Raw genomic sequence first — 16,557 nt, forward strand, 5'->3', positions numbered from 1 at the left:
CCGGGGGGCGAGAGTGACGATCCCCTTGCGCGGACCGGTCCCCCGGTCCGACAGTGGGCCGCTGTCGAGTTCGAAGGACGTGAGGCGCATGACCGACGGGATCGTCCGGGCCGCCATCCTGCAGGCGAAGTGGACCGGGGACACCGCGTCCATGATCGAGGTGCACGAGTCCTACGCGCGGGCCGCCGCCGAGCAGGGGGCGCAGGTGATGGGCTTCCAGGAGGTCTTCAACGCGCCCTACTTCTGCCAGGTGCAGGAGGCCGAGCACTACCGGTGGGCCGAGCGGGTGCCCGACGGCCCGACCGTCGTGCGGATGCAGGCGCTCGCCCGGGAGACCGGGATGGTGCTGGTCGTGCCGGTCTTCGAGGTGGAGGACTCCGGGCACTACTACAACACCGCGGCCGTGATCGACGCCGACGGCACCGTGCTCGGCAAGTACCGCAAGCACCACATCCCCCAGGTCAAGGGCTTCTGGGAGAAGTTCTACTTCCGACCCGGCAACCTCGGCTGGCCGATCTTCGAGACCGCGGTCGGCCGGATCGGCGTCTACATCTGCTACGACCGGCACTTCCCCGAGGGCTGGCGCGCACTGGGCCTGGCCGGGGCGCAGATCGTGTTCAACCCGTCGGCCACGAGCCGCGGGCTGAGCTCCTACCTGTGGAAGCTGGAGCAGCCCGCCGCGGCCGTCGCGAACGAGTACTTCGTCGCCGCGATCAACCGCGTCGGGGTGGAGGAGTACGGCGACAACGACTTCTACGGCACGAGCTACTTCGTCGACCCGCGCGGGCAGTTCGTCGGAGAGCCCGCCTCGGGCTCCGACGAGGAGCTCGTCGTCCGCGACCTCGACCTCGGCCTGATCGACGAGGTGCGCCAGCAGTGGGCGTTCTACCGCGACCGCCGCCCCGACGCCTACGGCCCGCTGGTCGCCCAGTGAGTCCGCAGACCATGAGCTCGGAACTGCTGAAGCGGACGCGCGCGGTCCTGCCGTCCTGGCTCGCCATCTACTACGACGAGCCGATCGAGCTCGACCGCGGCGACGGCCGCCACGTCTGGGACTCCGACGGCAACCGCTACCTCGACTTCTTCGGCGGCATCCTCACCACGATGACGGCGCACGCGCTGCCCGAGGTGACGCAGGCCGTCGCAGACCAGGCCGGCAAGATCATCCACAGCTCCACGCTGTACCTGAACCGGCCGATGGTGGAGCTGGCGGAGCAGATCGCGACGGTGTCGGAGATCCCCGACGCGAAGGTGTTCCTGACGCCGTCGGGCACCGAGGCCAACGACGCGGCACTGCTGCTGGCGTCGTCGCTGCGGCGGAGCAACCAGATCCTGGCGCTGCGCAACAGCTACCACGGCCGCTCGTTCTCGACGATCGCGATCACCGGCAACCGGTCGTGGAGCCCGACGTCGCTCTCCCCGTTCCAGACCTACTACGTGCACGGCGGGCAGCAGTACCGCTCGCCGTTCGCGGGCCTGTCCGACGGCGAGTACATCGCGGCGTGCGTCGCCGACCTGCGCGAGGTGCTCGACCAGGCGGGCGGCGACGTCGCGGCGTTCATCGCGGAGCCGATCCAGGGCGTCGGCGGGTTCACCTCCGGCCCCGACGGGCTACTCGGCGCCTTCGCCGAGGTGCTGCGGGAGAAGGGGATCCTGTGGATCTCCGACGAGGTGCAGACCGGTTGGGGCCGCACGGGCGAGCACTTCTGGGGCTGGCAGGCCAGCGGGGCCGTGCCGGACCTCGTGACGTTCGCGAAAGGCATCGGCAACGGCCTGTCGATGGGCGGCGTGATCGCCCCGGCGTCGATCATGGACTCGTTGGGCGCCAACCACATCTCGACGTTCGGCGGCTCCCCGCTGACGTCCGCGGGTGCGCTCGCGAACCTGCGCTACCTGCTCGACCACAAGCTCCAGGCCAACGCCGCGCTCCAGGGCCCGGTCCTGTTCGACGGCCTGCGCGCCCTCGACAGCCCGGTCGTCGGGGACGTCCGGGGGAAGGGCCTGATGCTGGGCGTCGAGCTCGTGCGCCCCGGTACGGGCACGCCCGGCGACCCCGCCCCGGAGATCGCGACAGCCGTGCTGGAGGGCTGCAAGCGCCGCGGTCTACTGGTCGGGAAGGGCGGGCTGCACGGCAACGTCCTGCGCATCGCCCCACCCCTGACCCTGACGGCGGAGGAGGCGGCGGCGGGACTGGCCGCCCTGCTCGCCGCGATCGAGGAGGCGACCCCGTGACGCGCACGCTCATCACCGGCGGCACCGTCATCACCGCGGCCGACGAGATGGCCGTCGACGTGCTCGTCGAGGACGGCACGGTCGTGGCACTGGGCGTCGGCCGGAACTGGACCGCCGACACCGTCATCGACGCCGGAGGGAAGTACGTCATCCCCGGCGGCGTCGACGCCCACACGCACATGGAGATGCCCTTCGGCGGCACCTACGCCGCCGACACGTTCGAGACCGGCACCCGGGCCGCGGCCTGGGGCGGCACGACGACGATCGTCGACTTCGCGATCCAGTCGGTCGGCGGCTCGCTGCGCGAGGGCCTCGACGCGTGGCACGCGAAGGCGGAGGGCCGCTGCGCGATCGACTACGCGTTCCACATGATCCTCGCCGACGTCAACGACTCCTCGCTCAAGGAGATGGAGACGCTGGTCGGCGAGGGCGTCACCAGCTTCAAGCTGTTCATGGCCTATCCCGGCGTGTTCTACAGCGACGACGGCAAGATCCTGCGCGCGATGCAGAAGGGCGCCGAGACCGGCGCGCTGACGATGATGCACGCGGAGAACGGCATCGCGATCGACGTCCTCGTGGAGCAGGCGCTCGCCCGCGGGGAGACCGACCCGCGCGTGCACGGCGAGGTCCGCCGTGAGCTGCTGGAGACCGAGGCGACGCACCGCGCGATCAAGCTGGCCCAGGTCGCGGGCGCCCCGCTCTACGTCGTGCACCTCTCGGCGCGCTCGGCCCTCGCGGAAATCGCGAGGGCCCGCGACGAGGGCTTCAACGCCTTCGCCGAGACCTGCCCGCAGTACCTGTTCCTGTCCACCGACGACCTGGCGCGGCCGGGCTTCGAGGGCGCCAAGTACGTCTGCTCGACGCCGCTGCGGCCGAAGGACCACCAGGCCGACCTGTGGCGGGGGCTGCGCACCGACGACCTGTCGGTCGTGTCCACCGACCACTGCCCGTTCTGCTTCACCGGGCAGAAGGAGATGGGGATCGGCGACTTCTCCAAGATCCCCAACGGGCTGCCGGGCGTCGAGAACCGGATGGACCTGCTGCACCAGGGCGTCGTCGACGGGCACATCTCGCGACGGCGCTGGATCGAGATCGCCTGCGCCACCCCGGCGCGCATGTTCGGCCTCTACCCGCGCAAGGGCACCATCGCCCCGGGCGCGGACGCCGACATCGTGATCTACGACCCGGCCGCTCGTCAGACGATCTCGGCGCAGACGCACCACATGGCCGTCGACTACTCGGCGTACGAGGGCAAGGAGATCACCGGGAAGGTCGAGACGGTGCTGTCGCGCGGTCGCGTCGTGATCGACGGCGGCGCGTACCACGGAAAGCCCGGCGACGGCGCGTACCTGCGCCGCGACACCTGCCAGTACCTGCGATGACCGGGATGGACATCGGGCTGGTCCTGCAGACCGACCCGCCCGCGCAGACCGTCGTCGACCTGATGGTCCGCGCGGAGGGCCTGGGCTTCAGCCACGGCTGGACGTTCGACTCGCACGTGCTCTGGCAGGAGCCCTACGTCGTCTACCCGCGGATCCTGGAGCGGACGTCGCGGCTCGTCGTCGGGCCGATGGTGACCAACCCCGGCACCCGCGACTGGACCGTCATCGCCTCCATGCACGCCACGCTCGACGAGCAGTTCGGGCACCGGACGATCTGCGGCATCGGCCGCGGCGACTCCGCGGTGCGCGTGCAGGGCCGCCCCCCGACGACGTTGGCGCGGCTCGAGGAGTCGATGCACGTCATCCGGGAGCTGGCCGGGGGCCGGGCCGTCGACCTCGCGGGCACCGAGGTGCGGATCCCGTGGGTCGCCGAAGGAGTGCCCGAGCTGCCGGTGTGGATGGCCGGCTACGGGCCCAAGGCACTCGACCTCGTCGGCCGCTGCGCCGACGGGTTCATCCTCCAGCTCGCCGACCCCTATCTCGTCGAGTGGACGGTCAGGACCGTGCGCGCGGCCGCGGAGGCTGCGGGCCGCGACCCGGCGTCGATCACCATCTGCGTCGCGGCACCCGCGTACGTCTCCTCCGACCTCGACCACGCCCGCGACCAGTGCCGCTGGTTCGGCGGGATGGTCGGCAACCACGTGGCCGACCTCGTGACGCGCTACGGCTCGGGGTCGGAGATGGTCCCCGCCGCGCTGACCGGCTACATCAAGGACCGCGACGGCTACGACTACAGCCACCACGGCCGCGCCGGCAACGCGTCGACGACGTTCGTGCCCGACGAGGTCGTCGACCGCTTCTGCCTGCTCGGCCCGCCGGCCGCCCACCTGGACCGCCTCGCCGAGCTGCGCGGGCTCGGCGTCGACCAGTTCGCGGTCTACGCCATGCACGACGCGCGGGAGGCGACGATCGAGGCGTACGGGGAGTCGGTGATCCCGGCACTCTGAGATGACCCGCTCCACCCCCGCCCGTCGGGCGCGCCGCATCGTGCGTCGCCTGCCGGAAAGCGGCCATCGCCGCCGAGCAGTCCGATGCCGTTCTCGCGTTCGCGAAAGCACCCGCGCAATCGCAGACCGCCATCGGTGACGTCGATCCGGAGAAGCTCGAACGCAGCATCGCCGCCCAGGTCGGACTCGCACCCATCCGCCACCTCGACCACATCCACCGCCGGAAGGACGGCGACCACACCGAGTTTCGACAACGGACGCGGACTCCGCACATTCCACAACCACGTCCGCGAAACACCCGGATGGCGAGCCGCAGCCACCCCGACAGCCGAGAATCCGTCATCGCCGGATGACATCCGGCCCGGCGAAGGTCGGGTCGCGGCAACCGGCAGGCCCGGTCGACAGGAACGACCGATACCCGGGCCGAGCTGACGGCTGTTCCCGACCGACGTGCCCGACCCCGGCCCACACCCTCCCGCCGAAGCGGGCGAGACACCCGGTGGTCCCGGATCCGAACCCCACCGATCCACGCCGAGACGCACCCGACCGGCCGGCGTCGTGACCCTCGGTGGACCGGCCCGCCAGCGGACGACCACTCCCCGCACCCGTCCACGCGGCAACGGCCGACCCACCGGACACAGGCGGCAGACTCGCCGGGCGGCCCGCGCCACCGACGACCGGGCACCGAAGAGCCCGCGTCGTGGCGTACGTCCGACCGCCCACCAGCGCCGAGACACCACCGCGCCGCCGATCGATCCGGGTACCGGCGGGAAGGCCGGGCCTCACGGCCGCCGACCAGCCGGGCTGCCGGGCGGGGCCGGGCCTGCCCGGGCCGGGCCCTGCCGCGCAGGAACCACCGAGCAACCGGGCCGTCGGGTGGCCGAGACGCCGGGCCTCGGGGGGGGATTCAGGCGTGGATCACCGTGCCCACGTCCTCGCCCGCCAGTGCGCGGGTGAGTGCGCCGGGGGTGCGGCCGTTGACGATCCGGATCTCCCGCACGTGCTTGGCGTTGGCCATCAGCTGCAGGACGAGCGGGTCGATCGGCAGTGCCTCCGGCTTCGTGTCGAGCAGCTCGGCCGCGCCGATCCGCCCGACCACGCCGGAGCCCACGTCGACCCCGTCGACGTCCTTGACGAACACCACGTTGGCGGCGCCGTAGGCGTCGGCGAGCAGGAAGGTGCCCGCGTCGCCACGGTGCACCGGGATCTTGCCGACGGCGGGCGGGAACTCGTGGCGGCCGTAGGGCGGGTAGCCGTTGGAGACGACCGCGCGGCTGGCCTGCAGGTGCGCGGCGAGCTGGTGCGCGACGGTCTCGTGCGCGACGTAGGAGACGCCGTCGGCGGCGAGCAGGGCGGCGACCATGTGGCCGTTCTGCTCGGCCTCGGTGGCGGCGAGACCGGCGAGCGCGGCGGTGGGCAGGCCGAGGTCGAGGCCCACACCGAGCACGTGCCGGGCGCGGATGCCGGCGCCGGTCGTGATGAGCAGGCGGTGCTCGGGCAGGGCCGCGCGCAGCTCGTCGACGACGGACAGCACGGCGTCGGCACCACGGTCCATGATCGCGGTACCGCCGATGGAGACGACCTCCAGCCACGGCAGGAGTCGGATGACGGGGCGGCCGACGGGTTTGACGAGCTCGCGGTCGAGCAGCGTCTGGCGCATCAGGAGGGACGGGACGTCTTTCGAAGAAGTCATGACGGTGCTCCTCAGGCTGCGGTGATGATCGTGCCGACGTGCTCGCCCTGCAGGGCGCGCGTGATCAGGCCGGGCTTCAGGCCGTTGATCACCTGGATCTGCCGGACGAACCGGGCGCGGCGCATGAGCTCCAGCACGGGCCGCTCGACGACGAGGTCGGGCAGGTCCCGCTCGATCAGCTCGTCGACGGTGATCCGCTCGATGAGCGTGGCCGAGGAGTCGGTCTTCGGGTTCGCGGTGTACAGCCCGTCCTCGTCCTTGACGAAGATCATCTGCTTGCAGCCGTAAGCCTCCGCGACGAGGTAGCAGCCGGCGTCGGTGCGGTAGGGCGGGATGACGCCCTCGGCGGGCACGTGCTGCCACATGTCGTAGGGCGGCATGCCGGGGAAGATCGCGGCGCGGGCCTCGGCGAGGTAGAGCGGCAGGGCGCCGAGCGCGCCCGCGTCGATCACCGGGACGCCGTGGCGGGCCATCAGGAACCCGAGCATCGACGCGTTCTGGCCGGCCACCGCCGAGCCGACGTCGGACAGCACGCCGGTGGGCAGGCCCAGCTCCGCGGCGAGGGAGTAGGCGTGCCGGGCGCGGGTGCCGCCACCGGTGCCGATCAGCATCGGGTGCTGCGCCTTGGCCGCGACGAGCTCCTCGACCACCGGGTACACCGCGGCGCGACCGCGGTCCATCAGGCTCTGGCCGCCGATCTTCAGGACGCTCACGTCCGGCAGGATCCGCTGGTCCGGGACCGTGTCGGTCGCCGCCATCAGTTCCGGATCGCTCAGCGTCCGGCTCGTCAACAGGGCCTCGAGGCCACCTGCCGTCACGTCGTCCTCCTCCCGCGCCCGGCTGGCACCGGACGCACGGGAGGACGGTAGCGGCGGATCGAGTCGTGCACGATCAGGTGGCGGCGCCGGAAACGCGGGGCCGTGATCGTCAGCGGCACGCGCGTTCGGTCCGGAAGGCCGTCGCCGACCGCCGAGGCGGCTCACACCGACCCGGTGTGAGCTGCATCACTGAACGGTCAACGGACGCGCTCGGCCTCCACGACCGGCATCTGCGCGGTCGGGGCGGGCGCGTCGATGACGGGCAGCGTCGAACTCGGGTGCGCGGCAGGCGCGGCAGGCGCGGCACCGTCGGTCTTGCCGTCCTCCTTGAGCCCCTTCATCTCACCCTTGAACACGCGGGCGGACTGGCCGATCGACCGGGCCATGTCGGGGAGCTTCTTCGCGCCGAAGATCAGCAAGAGGACGCCGAGCAGGACGATGAGTTCCCAACCACCGAGATTCGGCACGGGATTTCCTTCCGTCAGGGTTCAGGGCACTTACGGAGTACAACGGGCGAGCAGGGCCGGGGTTCCGGTCCTGCTCGCCCGCGATGTGGTGAAACCGGTCAGGCGTTGTCGTCGCTGGTGTTGATGCCGCCGTTGACGCCGTTCGGGAAGAAGCCGCCCGAGGTGACCGACGCCGGGTTCAGGTAGACGATGTTGAGGACCTGGCCGGCGGTGCGCGAGTACGCGATGCCGTTCTCGTCGGTCGGCACGATGTTGCTGTTGCCGTCGGAGTCGACGATGCCCTGGTCGAGGTCGGTGTCGCCGTCGAGGCTGTCGCGCGCGTCGGAGATGGCGCCCGCGGCGTCCTCGAAGCCCTTGGCCAGCAGCACCGTGCGGATGAGACCCGCGTGGTACGCCTCGACCGCGAGGATGCCGGCGGCCGCCTCGAGGAAGGTCTTGTTGGTGATGAGCGGCGAGGCGCCCTTGTAGGCCGTGACGCCCACGTCCTCGAAGACGTAGGCGCCGAGGAGGAAGTTGTCCTCGTTGGCGAAGACGTCGAAGGCCTCGCCCGGGCCGACGAGGCCTGCGGCCTGCGCGGCGGCGGAGAACGCGTCCTGCAGGTCGATCGCGGGGCGCGCGACCTTGGCGTCACCGAGGGCGGCGCGGAGGAAGTCGACGTGGTCGCGCTCGTCCTGCGCGATCTCGATCGCGTACTGCTTGGCCAGCTTCGACTCGAAGTCGACCTTGTAGCCGCCGGTGACCTCACCGAGCTTGCCGGAGCCGTCGATCTGGTCGTCGTTGAGGCCCTCGCCGAACGCGCCGCGCAGGTAGAACTCGGCCTCGAGGTACTCGAGGTTGAGCGCGAAGTTGAGGACGGCCGCGTCGGTCGCGGCGCCGTCGTCGCTGTCGTCCGACGCGAACGCCGCACCGGACAGCGCCAGGCCGCCACCGGCGACTCCCGCGACGCCCAGGCCGGTCATGCCCGCGGCACGCAGGAAGCGGCGACGGTCGACGGCGTTCTCAGCGCTCCGGTTGATGGCCTCGCGCACGAATGCCTTGCTGAATCCCTCGAACACTGCGTTCTCCTCGGTGCGACGTTCTCGACGAACCCGTGCTGGGGTACGGGTCCCGGCACAGCCGTGCCGCCATTCGGGTCAACGAGACCGACCGCCGGCCCGGTACGGCCGGACGCCGTGAATGAAGTCCCTGCGGCTGGTCAGGGCCCCGCGAGGGCGCCCGCGACCACGTCGAGGTCGTGCGCATAGGTGATCTTGACGTTGCGCGGGTCGCCTGCGACGAGGCGCACCGCCACCTCCGGGGCGAACCGCTCCACGCACGACGCCGTGTCGGTCCCGGCGAACCCCTCCCGCTCGGCGCGCTCGTAGGCGGCCAGCAGCGGCGCGGCACGGAAGCCCTGCGGGGTCTGCACCGCCGTCAGCCGTACGGGGGCCGACAGACCGGTCCCGTCGGCCACCGCCAGGTCGGTGCGCCCCACCCCCGGCACCGCTCCACCGGACTCCCGGGCCACGCGCAGTACCTCGGCGACGAGCCCCGGCCCGGCCAGTGGCCGCGCACCGTCGTGGACCAGCACGACGTCGACCTCGCCGGAGGAGATACGCGCGGCGAGCGCGCGGAGCCCGGCCAGCTCGGAGCCCTGCCGGGTCGCCCCACCGTCGACGACCTCGACCGCGGAGGCGTGCTCGCACTCCTCCGCGAGCACGCGGCGCGCCTGCTCCCGGTCCTCGGCGCGGACGACCAGCACCACCGGCCCGACGCCCGGTGCACCGGCCAGTGCATCGACCGACCAGGCCAGCACCGAGCGACCCGCCACCGGCAGGTACACCTTGTTCCGGTCGGCGCCGACCCGGCTGCCGCTGCCTCCGGCCAGCACCATCGCCGCCGCACCCACCCGCACCCCACCAGTATCGGGGTCGCTGGGACCGTCGTTCCATGGACCGGTGGACCGTTTCCGACATCGCCCCCCTTCGAGATGCAGATCGGCACCAACTTCCTCGGCGGCTCCTACATCGGCCCGGCGGGCCCGGCGAGGTCGCGGGAGCCCCGCGTCCGGAGGGCAGCTCCGCCGCATCGCACGACCGTGTCGTGGCCCGGGCGCTGTGGGAGCGCACCGTCCTCCTGACCGGTGTGCGCCCGGATGTCGTTTCCGCGTCGACCTGACGAGGTGCGGCGTTCGGTCGGCGGTCACGCACAGTACTGTCGGAAGTGGTCTCACCGTCGAGCCCGGATGCGACAGGACGCGGCATCACGGCCCCGAGCACCGGGGCAGGGCGAGCACAGGAAGGGCTGGGGGTGACCAGCAGTGGACGACCGGGCCCGACCGGGGCGTGACCGAACGCCGCCCCGACCCGATCCCGGCTCCGACGCCCCGTGGCCGCGCCGATCCGAGCGCGAACGCCTCGAGCAGCAGCGTCGGGAGGCCGAACGCCGCGAGGTCGAGCGTCGCGACCTCGAACGCCGGGAGCTGGAGCGGGAACGCCGCGAGCTGGAGCGGGAACGCCGCGAGCGCGGCCGGACCCGCGCGACCGGCCGCGCGGTCCCCCCGCCGCCGTCGCGCCGACGTCCCGCCGCCGAGCCGCCGCTCGTCGAGGACCCGACCCGGCCCGTCGCTCCCCGCCTGCGCTCGTCCTACGAGCGGGGTGCCGCCGACGCGGCCCGCCGCGCGGCCCCCCGGCGCGATCCCGCCGAGCCGGTGACCCGGATCACCCCGCGCCCGCCCGCGGCCCGGCCGACCCCGGCGGACGAGGACGACCTGCGCACGCGGCCGGTCCGTCGCACCCCACCGGCCGACGCCGGCCGCCGCCCCTCGCGTCCCTCCGGCACCCCGGGCTCGGGCTCGGGCCCGGGCTCGGCCTCGGGCTCACCGTCGACCGCTCCCCCCGCGAAGGCCACGGCCGCGACGGCGGGCCCGCCGAAGGCCGCCGCCCCGGCGACCGCGAAGCCGACCCGCACCGAGGCGGCGGGCACACCGGCGCACGGGGCGACGGGATCGGGCGGTGCCGCGACGGCGAGGGCCGCGACGGCGAGGGCCGCTACCGGGAAGGCCGCCGCAGACGAGGTGGACAAGGCCGCTGCCGGGAAGGACCCTGCGACGCGCGGCCGCCGCGGCACCCCGCCCCCGGTCCGGCGCACGGGCCGGCGCAGGCCCCGCACACTGGGCCGCGCGCTGCTCACGACCGCGGCCGCCACCGTCGCCCCGGGCAGTGGGCACCTCATGCTGCACCGCCGCCGCACCGGCTGGCTGATCCTCGGCCCCTTCCTGCTGGCGATCGCCACGCTCGTCGCGCTGCTGGCCACGCTGCGGCGCTCGGACCTGCTCGCCCTGCTGCTGTCCTCGCGGGGCCTCGCCGTCGCCGCCGTCGCGTGCGTGGTCGCGGCGCTCGCCTGGATCGCGGTGATCGTCCGCACCTGGCTGATCTCCCAGCCACGCGGGCTCGACACCGGGCATCGCGCGGTCGGGGTCGCGGTCGTCACCGCGCTGTGCCTCGTGGTCGCGGCACCGCTCGGGTTCGCGGCCAACCTCGCCAACTCCTCGCGCACCGTGCTCGGCGACCTGTTCGCCGACGACGCCGGCAGCGCCGCCGCGCTGGGCCCCCGCGTCAACCTGCTGCTCGTCGGCAGCGACGCCGGGCCCGACCGCACCGGCACCCGCACCGACACGATGATGGTCGCGAGCATCGACACCACCTCCGGGCGCACGACGCTGTTCAGCCTGCCGCGCAACATCGCCTACGCGCAGTTCCCGCCCGGGTCGCCGATGGCCGAGGAGTTCCCCGACGGCTTCCACGACAGCGCGGGCCCGTCGGGCAACTACTACCTCAACGCCGTCTACGCCTACGGCCACGAGTACCCGGACCTGGCCCCGGCCGGGCCCACCGACGACCCCGGGCTCAACCTGCTGCACCAGACGATCTCGTACATGCTCGGGCTCGACCTCGACTACTTCGTCGAGCTCGACATGGCCGGGTTCGCCGCGATCATCGACTCACTCGGCGGGGTCCGGGTCGACGTCGGCCCCGACCGCATCCCGATCGGCGGGATCAGCCCGACCGGCCGCGCGGTGCCGCCCACCGGCTACATCGAGCCCGGCGTCCAGCAGCTCAGCGGCGAGGACGCGCTCGCGTTCGCCCGCTCCCGCACCAACTCCACCGACTACGTGCGGATGGGCCGCCAGCGCTGCCTGCTGCAGAACATCCTCGACCAGAACCAGCCCACCGAGCTGCTCACCAACTTCCAGTCGATCGCGACCGCCACCACCGACAGCGTCTCCACCGACATCCCGCAGCAGGCACTGCCCGCGCTGCTGTCGGTCGCCGACGGCCCGATCCAGCTGGAGAGCGTCGCGTTCGACCCGAACCTGCCCGACCCCGACCAGTCCGACGGCCGCTTCAACACCGGCGACCCGAACTTCGACCTGATGCGCGAGGTCGTGCAGGACGCGATCACCCGCGACCCGGCGGCGACCCCGCCCACCGTCGCCGCGGCCCCGTCGGACATCCCGCAGACGAACGAGGCCGACGAGGACGCGGAGGGCGGCGGATCGGGCACCGACGGCACCTCCGAGGCCCCGCTGACCTCGACGCCGGTGTCGGTCGCCCAGGCCTGCTGAGGCCGCTCAGGTACCGCCGTGGGGCCGCCAGGTGTACTCGACCTGCGGACGCCCGGTGCTGCCGTAGCGCAGGGTCCGCTCGGCCAGACCGGTGTCGGCGAGGTGCTCGAGGTAGCGACGCGCGGTGACCCGCGAGACCCCGACGAGGTCGGCGACCTCCACCGCGGTGCGCCCGGCGTCGGGGCCGAGCACCCCGGCGACCTGCTCGAGCGACTCGCGGCTGATCCCCTTGGGCAGCCCGCTCTCCACCGACGGGGCGCGCAGGGCGTCGAGCAGGCCGTCGACGTCGGACTGGGCGACGAGTGGGCCCGGGTCGGTCTCCCGGTAGGCCAGGTAGCCCTCCAGCTTCGCGCGCACGACACCCGCCGGGAACGGCTTCATCAGGTACTGCGTGGCGCCGAACGCGACGGCGGCGCGCACGACCTCCAGGTCGCGGGAGCGGGTCACCATGATCACGTCGCAGGCGTGGCCCGCGGCGCGCATGCGGCGCAGCACGTCGAGACCGCTCATGTCCGGCAGGTGGACGTCGAGCAGGACGAGGTCGACGGGCCGGATCGCGAGCGCCCGCAGCGCCGCGGTCCCCGTGGCGGCGCGCCCGACCACGGCGAACCCGCGGACGCGCTCCACGTAGGCGACGTGGGCGTCGAGCGCGATCGGGTCGTCGTCGACGACGAGGGTGCGGATCACGGGCCCGTCGTCGTTCATGCGCGGGCCTCCCGGACCGGCAGCCGCACCCGCAGCTCGGCCCCGCCGCCCGGGGCGTTCCCGGCCGAGACGGTACCGCCGTGGCGGTGCACGGCCCTGCGGACGAGCGCGAGGCCGAGCCCGCGCCCCAGCCCGTCCGTCGGCTTGGTGCTCCACCCGCTCGCGAACGCCGCCTCGGGGTCGTCGAGCCCGGGGCCGCTGTCGGAGACGCGCAGGACGAACCCGTCCTCGTCGCAGCCCGCGTCGAGGCGCACCCACCGCGGCTCGGGGCCGTCGAGCGAGGCGTCGACGGCGTTGTCGAGCAGGTTGCCGACGATCGTGACCAGGTCGCGGGGGTCGGCGAGCCCGTCGGGTACCTGCGCGCCCTCCCCGAGTCCCAGCTCGACACCGCGCTCCCCCGCCTCCGCAGCCTTGCCGACGACGAGCGCGGCGAGCTCGGGCACCGCGATGCCGGCGAGCACGGCGTCGGTGAGGTGGCGGGCCAGCTCCAGCTCGGCGGTCGCGTAGGTCAGCGCCTCCTCCGCGCGGCCCAGCTCGATCAGCGAGACCACGGTGTGCAGCTGGTTGGCCGCCTCGTGGGCCTGAGCGTTGAGCGACTGCGCGAACCCGCGGATCGTCTCCAGCTCGCTGCTCAGCGCCCTCAGCTCGGTGTGGTCGCGCAGTGTCACCACCGTGCCGAGGTCGCGGCCGGCCCAGCGGGCCGGGGCCTGGTTGACCACGACGATCCGCTCGGCCGTCAGGTGGATCTCGTCGGAGCGGCGCTCCCCGGCCGCGAGCGCGACACCCAGCGCATGGGGCAGCCCGAGCGCGTCGACGGGCCGGCCCGTGGTCTCCGCCGGCAGCGTGAGCAGCCGGCGGGCCTCGTCGTTGACCAGCTGCACGCGGCCGCCGCGGTCGAGCAGCAGCAGCCCCTCCCGGACCGAGTGCAGCACCGTGTCGTAGTACTCGTACATCCGCGACAGCTCGGCCGGCCCCATATCGTGCGTGGTGCGCCGCAGCCACCGGCTGACCAGCCAGGACCCCAGCGCGGCCGCGCCCAGCGCGGCCGCAGCGACGGCCAGCAGCAGCGGCAGCCGCCCGGCCAGCTCCCGCGACACCGCCGTGACGGTGCGCCCGACCGATACCAGCGCCACGACCCGCCCGTCCGCGGGATCGACGACCGGCACCACCGCGCGGACCGACGGCCCCAGCGTGCCGGTGTAGGTCTCGGTGAACGTGGTGTTCCCGGCCGCGGCGGGCCCGATCGTCCCGATGAACGTGCGCCCGATCTCGGCGGGGTCGGTGTGGGAGTACCGGACGCCGGCCGGCGTCATGACCACGACGAAGTCGGTGGCGGTGTCGGCCCGCACCCGCTCGGTCAGGGGCTGGAGCACCGCGGACGGGTCGGGGTCGTCCAGGGCCGCGGCGACGTCCGGCACCGCGGCGAGGGTGTGCGCGACGCCGAGCATCTCCTCGGCCGTCTCGCGCTCGTTGTCGCCGACGAACTGCAGGTAGGTGGCCGCGCCGACGCCACCGAGCACCAGCGCGACCAACGCAGCCTGCAGCGCGAACAGCTGGGCCGCGAGGCTCCACCGCCTCACCAGGCGCAGAAGGATCACGCTACGTACGCTCCGTCGAACGAAATGAACGAAAGGGTGAGGCGCACCACAACTCCCCTCATCCTGTGCCGGAAGGGTGCCGTTCCCGTCGAGGACGCGCAACGCACCGGTCCATCGGATTCGAAGGGGAACCCGTGTCCACCAGCACCGAGTCAACCACTCCAGGGACAGGGCCCGCTCCGAAGCGGGACCGCACCCACTACCTCTACATCGCCGTGATCATCGCCGTCGTCCTCGGTGTGGCCGTGGGCATCGTCGCACCCGACTTCGCCAAGTCGCTCAAGCCGATCGGTTCGAGCTTCGTCGACCTGATCAAGATGATGATCTCCCCGATCATCTTCTGCACCATCGTGCTCGGCATCGGGGCGGTCAAGCAGGCGGCCAAGGTGGGCAAGGTCGGGGCGATCGCGCTGGGCTACTTCCTGACGATGTCGACGGCGGCGCTGGGCATCGGCCTGATCGTCGGCAACATCGTGCAGCCCGGCTCCGGCCTGGTCCTGCCCGACGAGCCCTACGAGGTCACCGAGAGCGAGGGCCTCGACCTCATCCCCGACACCCTGGTGTCGCCGCTGGTGGGCACCAGCGTGCTGCAGACGCTGTTCGTGGCGCTGCTCGTCGGCTTCGCGGTGCAGGCACTGGGCACCAAGGGCGAGCCGATCCTGCGCGGCATCGGGTACTTCCAGAAGCTGGTCTTCAAGATCCTGACGATGATCCTGTGGCTCGCCCCGATCGGCGCGTTCGGCGCGATCGCGGCGGTCGTCGGCGAGACCGGCTGGGCCGCGGTCGGTGCGCTGCTGCAGATCATGCTCGGCTTCTACCTCACCTGCGCGCTGTTCGTCTTCGGCATCCTGGGCCTGGTGCTGCGTCTCGGCGCCGGGATCAACATCTTCACGCTGCTCAAGTACCTGGGCCGCGAGTTCCTGCTGATCGTCTCGACCTCGTCGTCGGAGTCGGCCCTGCCGCGGCTCATCGCGAAGATGGAGCACCTGGGCGTCTCCCGCCCGGTCGTCGGCATCACTGTGCCCACCGGTTACTCGTTCAACCTCGACGGCACCGCCATCTACCTGACGATGGCGTCGCTGTTCATCGCCACCGCGCAGGGCTCGCCGCTCGCACTGGGGGAGCAGATCTCGTTGCTGGTGTTCATGATCGTCGCGTCGAAGGGCGCCGCGGGCGTCACCGGTGCCGGTCTCGCCACGCTGGCCGCCGGCCTGCAGTCGCACCGTCCCGACCTGGTCGACGGCGTCGGCCTGATCGTCGGCATCGACCGGTTCATGTCCGAGGCCCGCGCGGTCACCAACTTCGCCGGCAACGCCGTCGCGACCGTGCTCATCGGGCACTGGGTCGGCGAGTTCGACCGCGCCAAGGCCGACCGCGTCTTCGCCGGTCAGGACCCGTTCGACGAGGCCACGATGGTCGACGACGACCACGACCCGGCCGACAGCGCGCCGCCGTCGCTGACCAAGGACACCGCGGGCTCGCAGACCTGACCGGCACCCGCCCCGCGACGAACGGCCCTCCGCACGCCGGGAGGGCCGTTCGCGCACCGGCGTCAGGGCCCTCACCAGGGGGTCGCCCGCGGCGCGGTGTGCGGTTCTGTCAGGCTGGTCGGTGAAGATGACCTGCGTCGACACCCGTCCGGGGTGGACGCACGGAGAGGAGACACCCGAGATGGCACTGCCCACGCTCACCCCCGAGCAGCGCGCCGACGCCCTCAAGAAGGCGGCTGCCGCCCGCACCGCCCGCAAGGAGCTGCGCGACGCGATCGCCCGTGGCGAGGAGACGATCCCCGCGGTGCTCGACCGCGCCAAGTCCGACACGATCGTCGGGAAGACCAAGGTCGCCGACCTGCTGAAGAGCCTGCCCGGTTACGGCCCGGCCAAGGTCACGGCGCTGCTGGAGCAGACCGGCATCGACGTCTCGCGCCGCGCCGCCGGCCTCGGCGACCGTCAGCGCCAGGCGCTGCTCGACGCCCTCAAGTAAGCAGCTCCACCCACGCCGCCCGGCCCCGCGCACCCGCGGGGCCGGGCGGCGTGCTGTGGCAGGCTG

Annotated in this window: 14 protein-coding genes; 7 read left to right on the forward strand and 7 right to left on the reverse strand. The window is 72.8% G+C overall.

The window, feature by feature from the left end; genetic code table 11:
• Window positions 1-88: 88 nt before the first annotated feature.
• From I4I81_RS17945 to I4I81_RS17960, 4 genes are read left to right on the forward strand one after another with little or no spacing between them, the layout of a single operon-like run.
• Window positions 89-934, forward strand: coding sequence for a nitrilase-related carbon-nitrogen hydrolase (locus I4I81_RS17945; protein ID WP_218603844.1), 846 nt, complete (start codon window positions 89-91; stop codon window positions 932-934).
• 11 nt (window positions 935-945) lie between these two features.
• Window positions 946-2,232, forward strand: coding sequence for an aspartate aminotransferase family protein (locus I4I81_RS17950; RefSeq protein WP_218603845.1), 1,287 nt, complete (start codon window positions 946-948; stop codon window positions 2,230-2,232).
• On the forward strand, window positions 2,229-3,614 hold the full coding sequence (gene hydA, locus I4I81_RS17955) for a dihydropyrimidinase (protein WP_218603846.1): 1,386 nt from the start codon (window positions 2,229-2,231) through the stop codon (window positions 3,612-3,614). Before I4I81_RS17950 ends, hydA begins: the two co-directional genes overlap by 4 nt.
• Before the next feature lie 5 nt (window positions 3,615-3,619).
• A complete protein-coding gene (locus tag I4I81_RS17960; RefSeq protein WP_218603850.1) occupies window positions 3,620-4,621 on the forward strand; it encodes a TIGR03842 family LLM class F420-dependent oxidoreductase in 1,002 nt (333 codons plus the stop codon).
• Window positions 4,622-5,528: 907 nt separating this feature from the next.
• Here I4I81_RS17960 and I4I81_RS17965 read toward each other — a convergent pair.
• The 5 genes from I4I81_RS17965 to I4I81_RS17985 form a co-directional block, all read right to left on the reverse strand.
• The gene (locus I4I81_RS17965) at window positions 5,529-6,314 is read right to left on the reverse strand and encodes an amino acid kinase family protein (RefSeq protein WP_218603847.1); all 786 of its coding nucleotides are present in this window, start codon (window positions 6,312-6,314) and stop codon (window positions 5,529-5,531) included.
• An 11-nt stretch (window positions 6,315-6,325) separates the two neighbouring features.
• On the reverse strand, window positions 6,326-7,132 hold the full coding sequence (locus I4I81_RS17970; RefSeq protein ID WP_226363436.1) for an amino acid kinase family protein: 807 nt from the start codon (window positions 7,130-7,132) through the stop codon (window positions 6,326-6,328).
• A 197-nt stretch (window positions 7,133-7,329) separates the two neighbouring features.
• Window positions 7,330-7,599: a Sec-independent protein translocase subunit TatA gene (gene tatA / locus I4I81_RS17975; RefSeq protein WP_218603848.1), complete on the reverse strand. Its 270-nt coding sequence runs from the start codon at window positions 7,597-7,599 to the stop codon at window positions 7,330-7,332.
• A 98-nt stretch (window positions 7,600-7,697) separates the two neighbouring features.
• Entirely contained in the window at window positions 7,698-8,654 is a 957-nt protein-coding gene (locus tag I4I81_RS17980) for a ferritin-like domain-containing protein (protein ID WP_226363437.1), read from the reverse strand.
• A 140-nt stretch (window positions 8,655-8,794) separates the two neighbouring features.
• On the reverse strand, window positions 8,795-9,472 hold the full coding sequence (locus I4I81_RS17985) for an IspD/TarI family cytidylyltransferase (protein ID WP_218603853.1): 678 nt from the start codon (window positions 9,470-9,472) through the stop codon (window positions 8,795-8,797).
• Window positions 9,473-9,898: 426 nt separating this feature from the next.
• Here I4I81_RS17985 and I4I81_RS17990 point away from each other — a divergent pair, with 426 nt between their 5' ends.
• Window positions 9,899-12,205, forward strand: a complete 2,307-nt coding sequence (locus tag I4I81_RS17990; protein WP_218616203.1) for an LCP family protein — start codon at window positions 9,899-9,901, stop codon at window positions 12,203-12,205.
• A gap of 6 nt (window positions 12,206-12,211) precedes the next feature.
• Here I4I81_RS17990 and I4I81_RS17995 read toward each other — a convergent pair whose 3' ends face one another.
• Both I4I81_RS17995 and I4I81_RS18000 read right to left on the reverse strand, forming a co-directional pair.
• A complete protein-coding gene (locus I4I81_RS17995) occupies window positions 12,212-12,910 on the reverse strand; it encodes a response regulator (RefSeq protein WP_225924626.1) in 699 nt (232 codons plus the stop codon).
• Complete coding sequence (locus I4I81_RS18000; RefSeq protein ID WP_226363438.1) at window positions 12,907-14,508, reverse strand: sensor histidine kinase; 1,602 nt, start codon at window positions 14,506-14,508, stop codon at window positions 12,907-12,909. Before I4I81_RS18000 ends, I4I81_RS17995 begins: the two co-directional genes overlap by 4 nt.
• A gap of 134 nt (window positions 14,509-14,642) precedes the next feature.
• Here I4I81_RS18000 and I4I81_RS18005 point away from each other — a divergent pair, with 134 nt between their 5' ends.
• Window positions 14,643-15,998: a cation:dicarboxylate symporter family transporter gene (locus I4I81_RS18005; RefSeq protein ID WP_218605025.1), complete on the forward strand. Its 1,356-nt coding sequence runs from the start codon at window positions 14,643-14,645 to the stop codon at window positions 15,996-15,998.
• 181 nt (window positions 15,999-16,179) lie between these two features.
• Window positions 16,180-16,491, forward strand: coding sequence for an integration host factor, actinobacterial type (mihF, locus tag I4I81_RS18010; RefSeq protein WP_218605026.1), 312 nt, complete (start codon window positions 16,180-16,182; stop codon window positions 16,489-16,491).
• Window positions 16,492-16,557 lie beyond the last annotated feature (66 nt).

The organism is Pseudonocardia abyssalis, from assembly GCF_019263705.2.
Classification (GTDB): Bacteria; Actinomycetota; Actinomycetes; order Mycobacteriales; family Pseudonocardiaceae; genus Pseudonocardia; species Pseudonocardia abyssalis.

Coding starts and splice junctions, on each gene's coding strand:
- I4I81_RS17945 (WP_218603844.1), top strand. CDS start 89: ATGACCGACGGGATCGTCCGGGCCGCCATCCTGCAGGCGAAGTGGACC.
- I4I81_RS17950 (WP_218603845.1), top strand. CDS start 946: ATGAGCTCGGAACTGCTGAAGCGGACGCGCGCGGTCCTGCCGTCCTGG.
- I4I81_RS17960 (WP_218603850.1), top strand. CDS start 3,620: ATGGACATCGGGCTGGTCCTGCAGACCGACCCGCCCGCGCAGACCGTC.
- I4I81_RS17965 (WP_218603847.1), bottom strand. CDS start 6,314: ATGACTTCTTCGAAAGACGTCCCGTCCCTCCTGATGCGCCAGACGCTG.
- I4I81_RS17985 (WP_218603853.1), bottom strand. CDS start 9,472: ATGGTGCTGGCCGGAGGCAGCGGCAGCCGGGTCGGCGCCGACCGGAAC.
- I4I81_RS17995 (WP_225924626.1), bottom strand. CDS start 12,910: ATGAACGACGACGGGCCCGTGATCCGCACCCTCGTCGTCGACGACGAC.
- mihF (WP_218605026.1), top strand. CDS start 16,180: ATGGCACTGCCCACGCTCACCCCCGAGCAGCGCGCCGACGCCCTCAAG.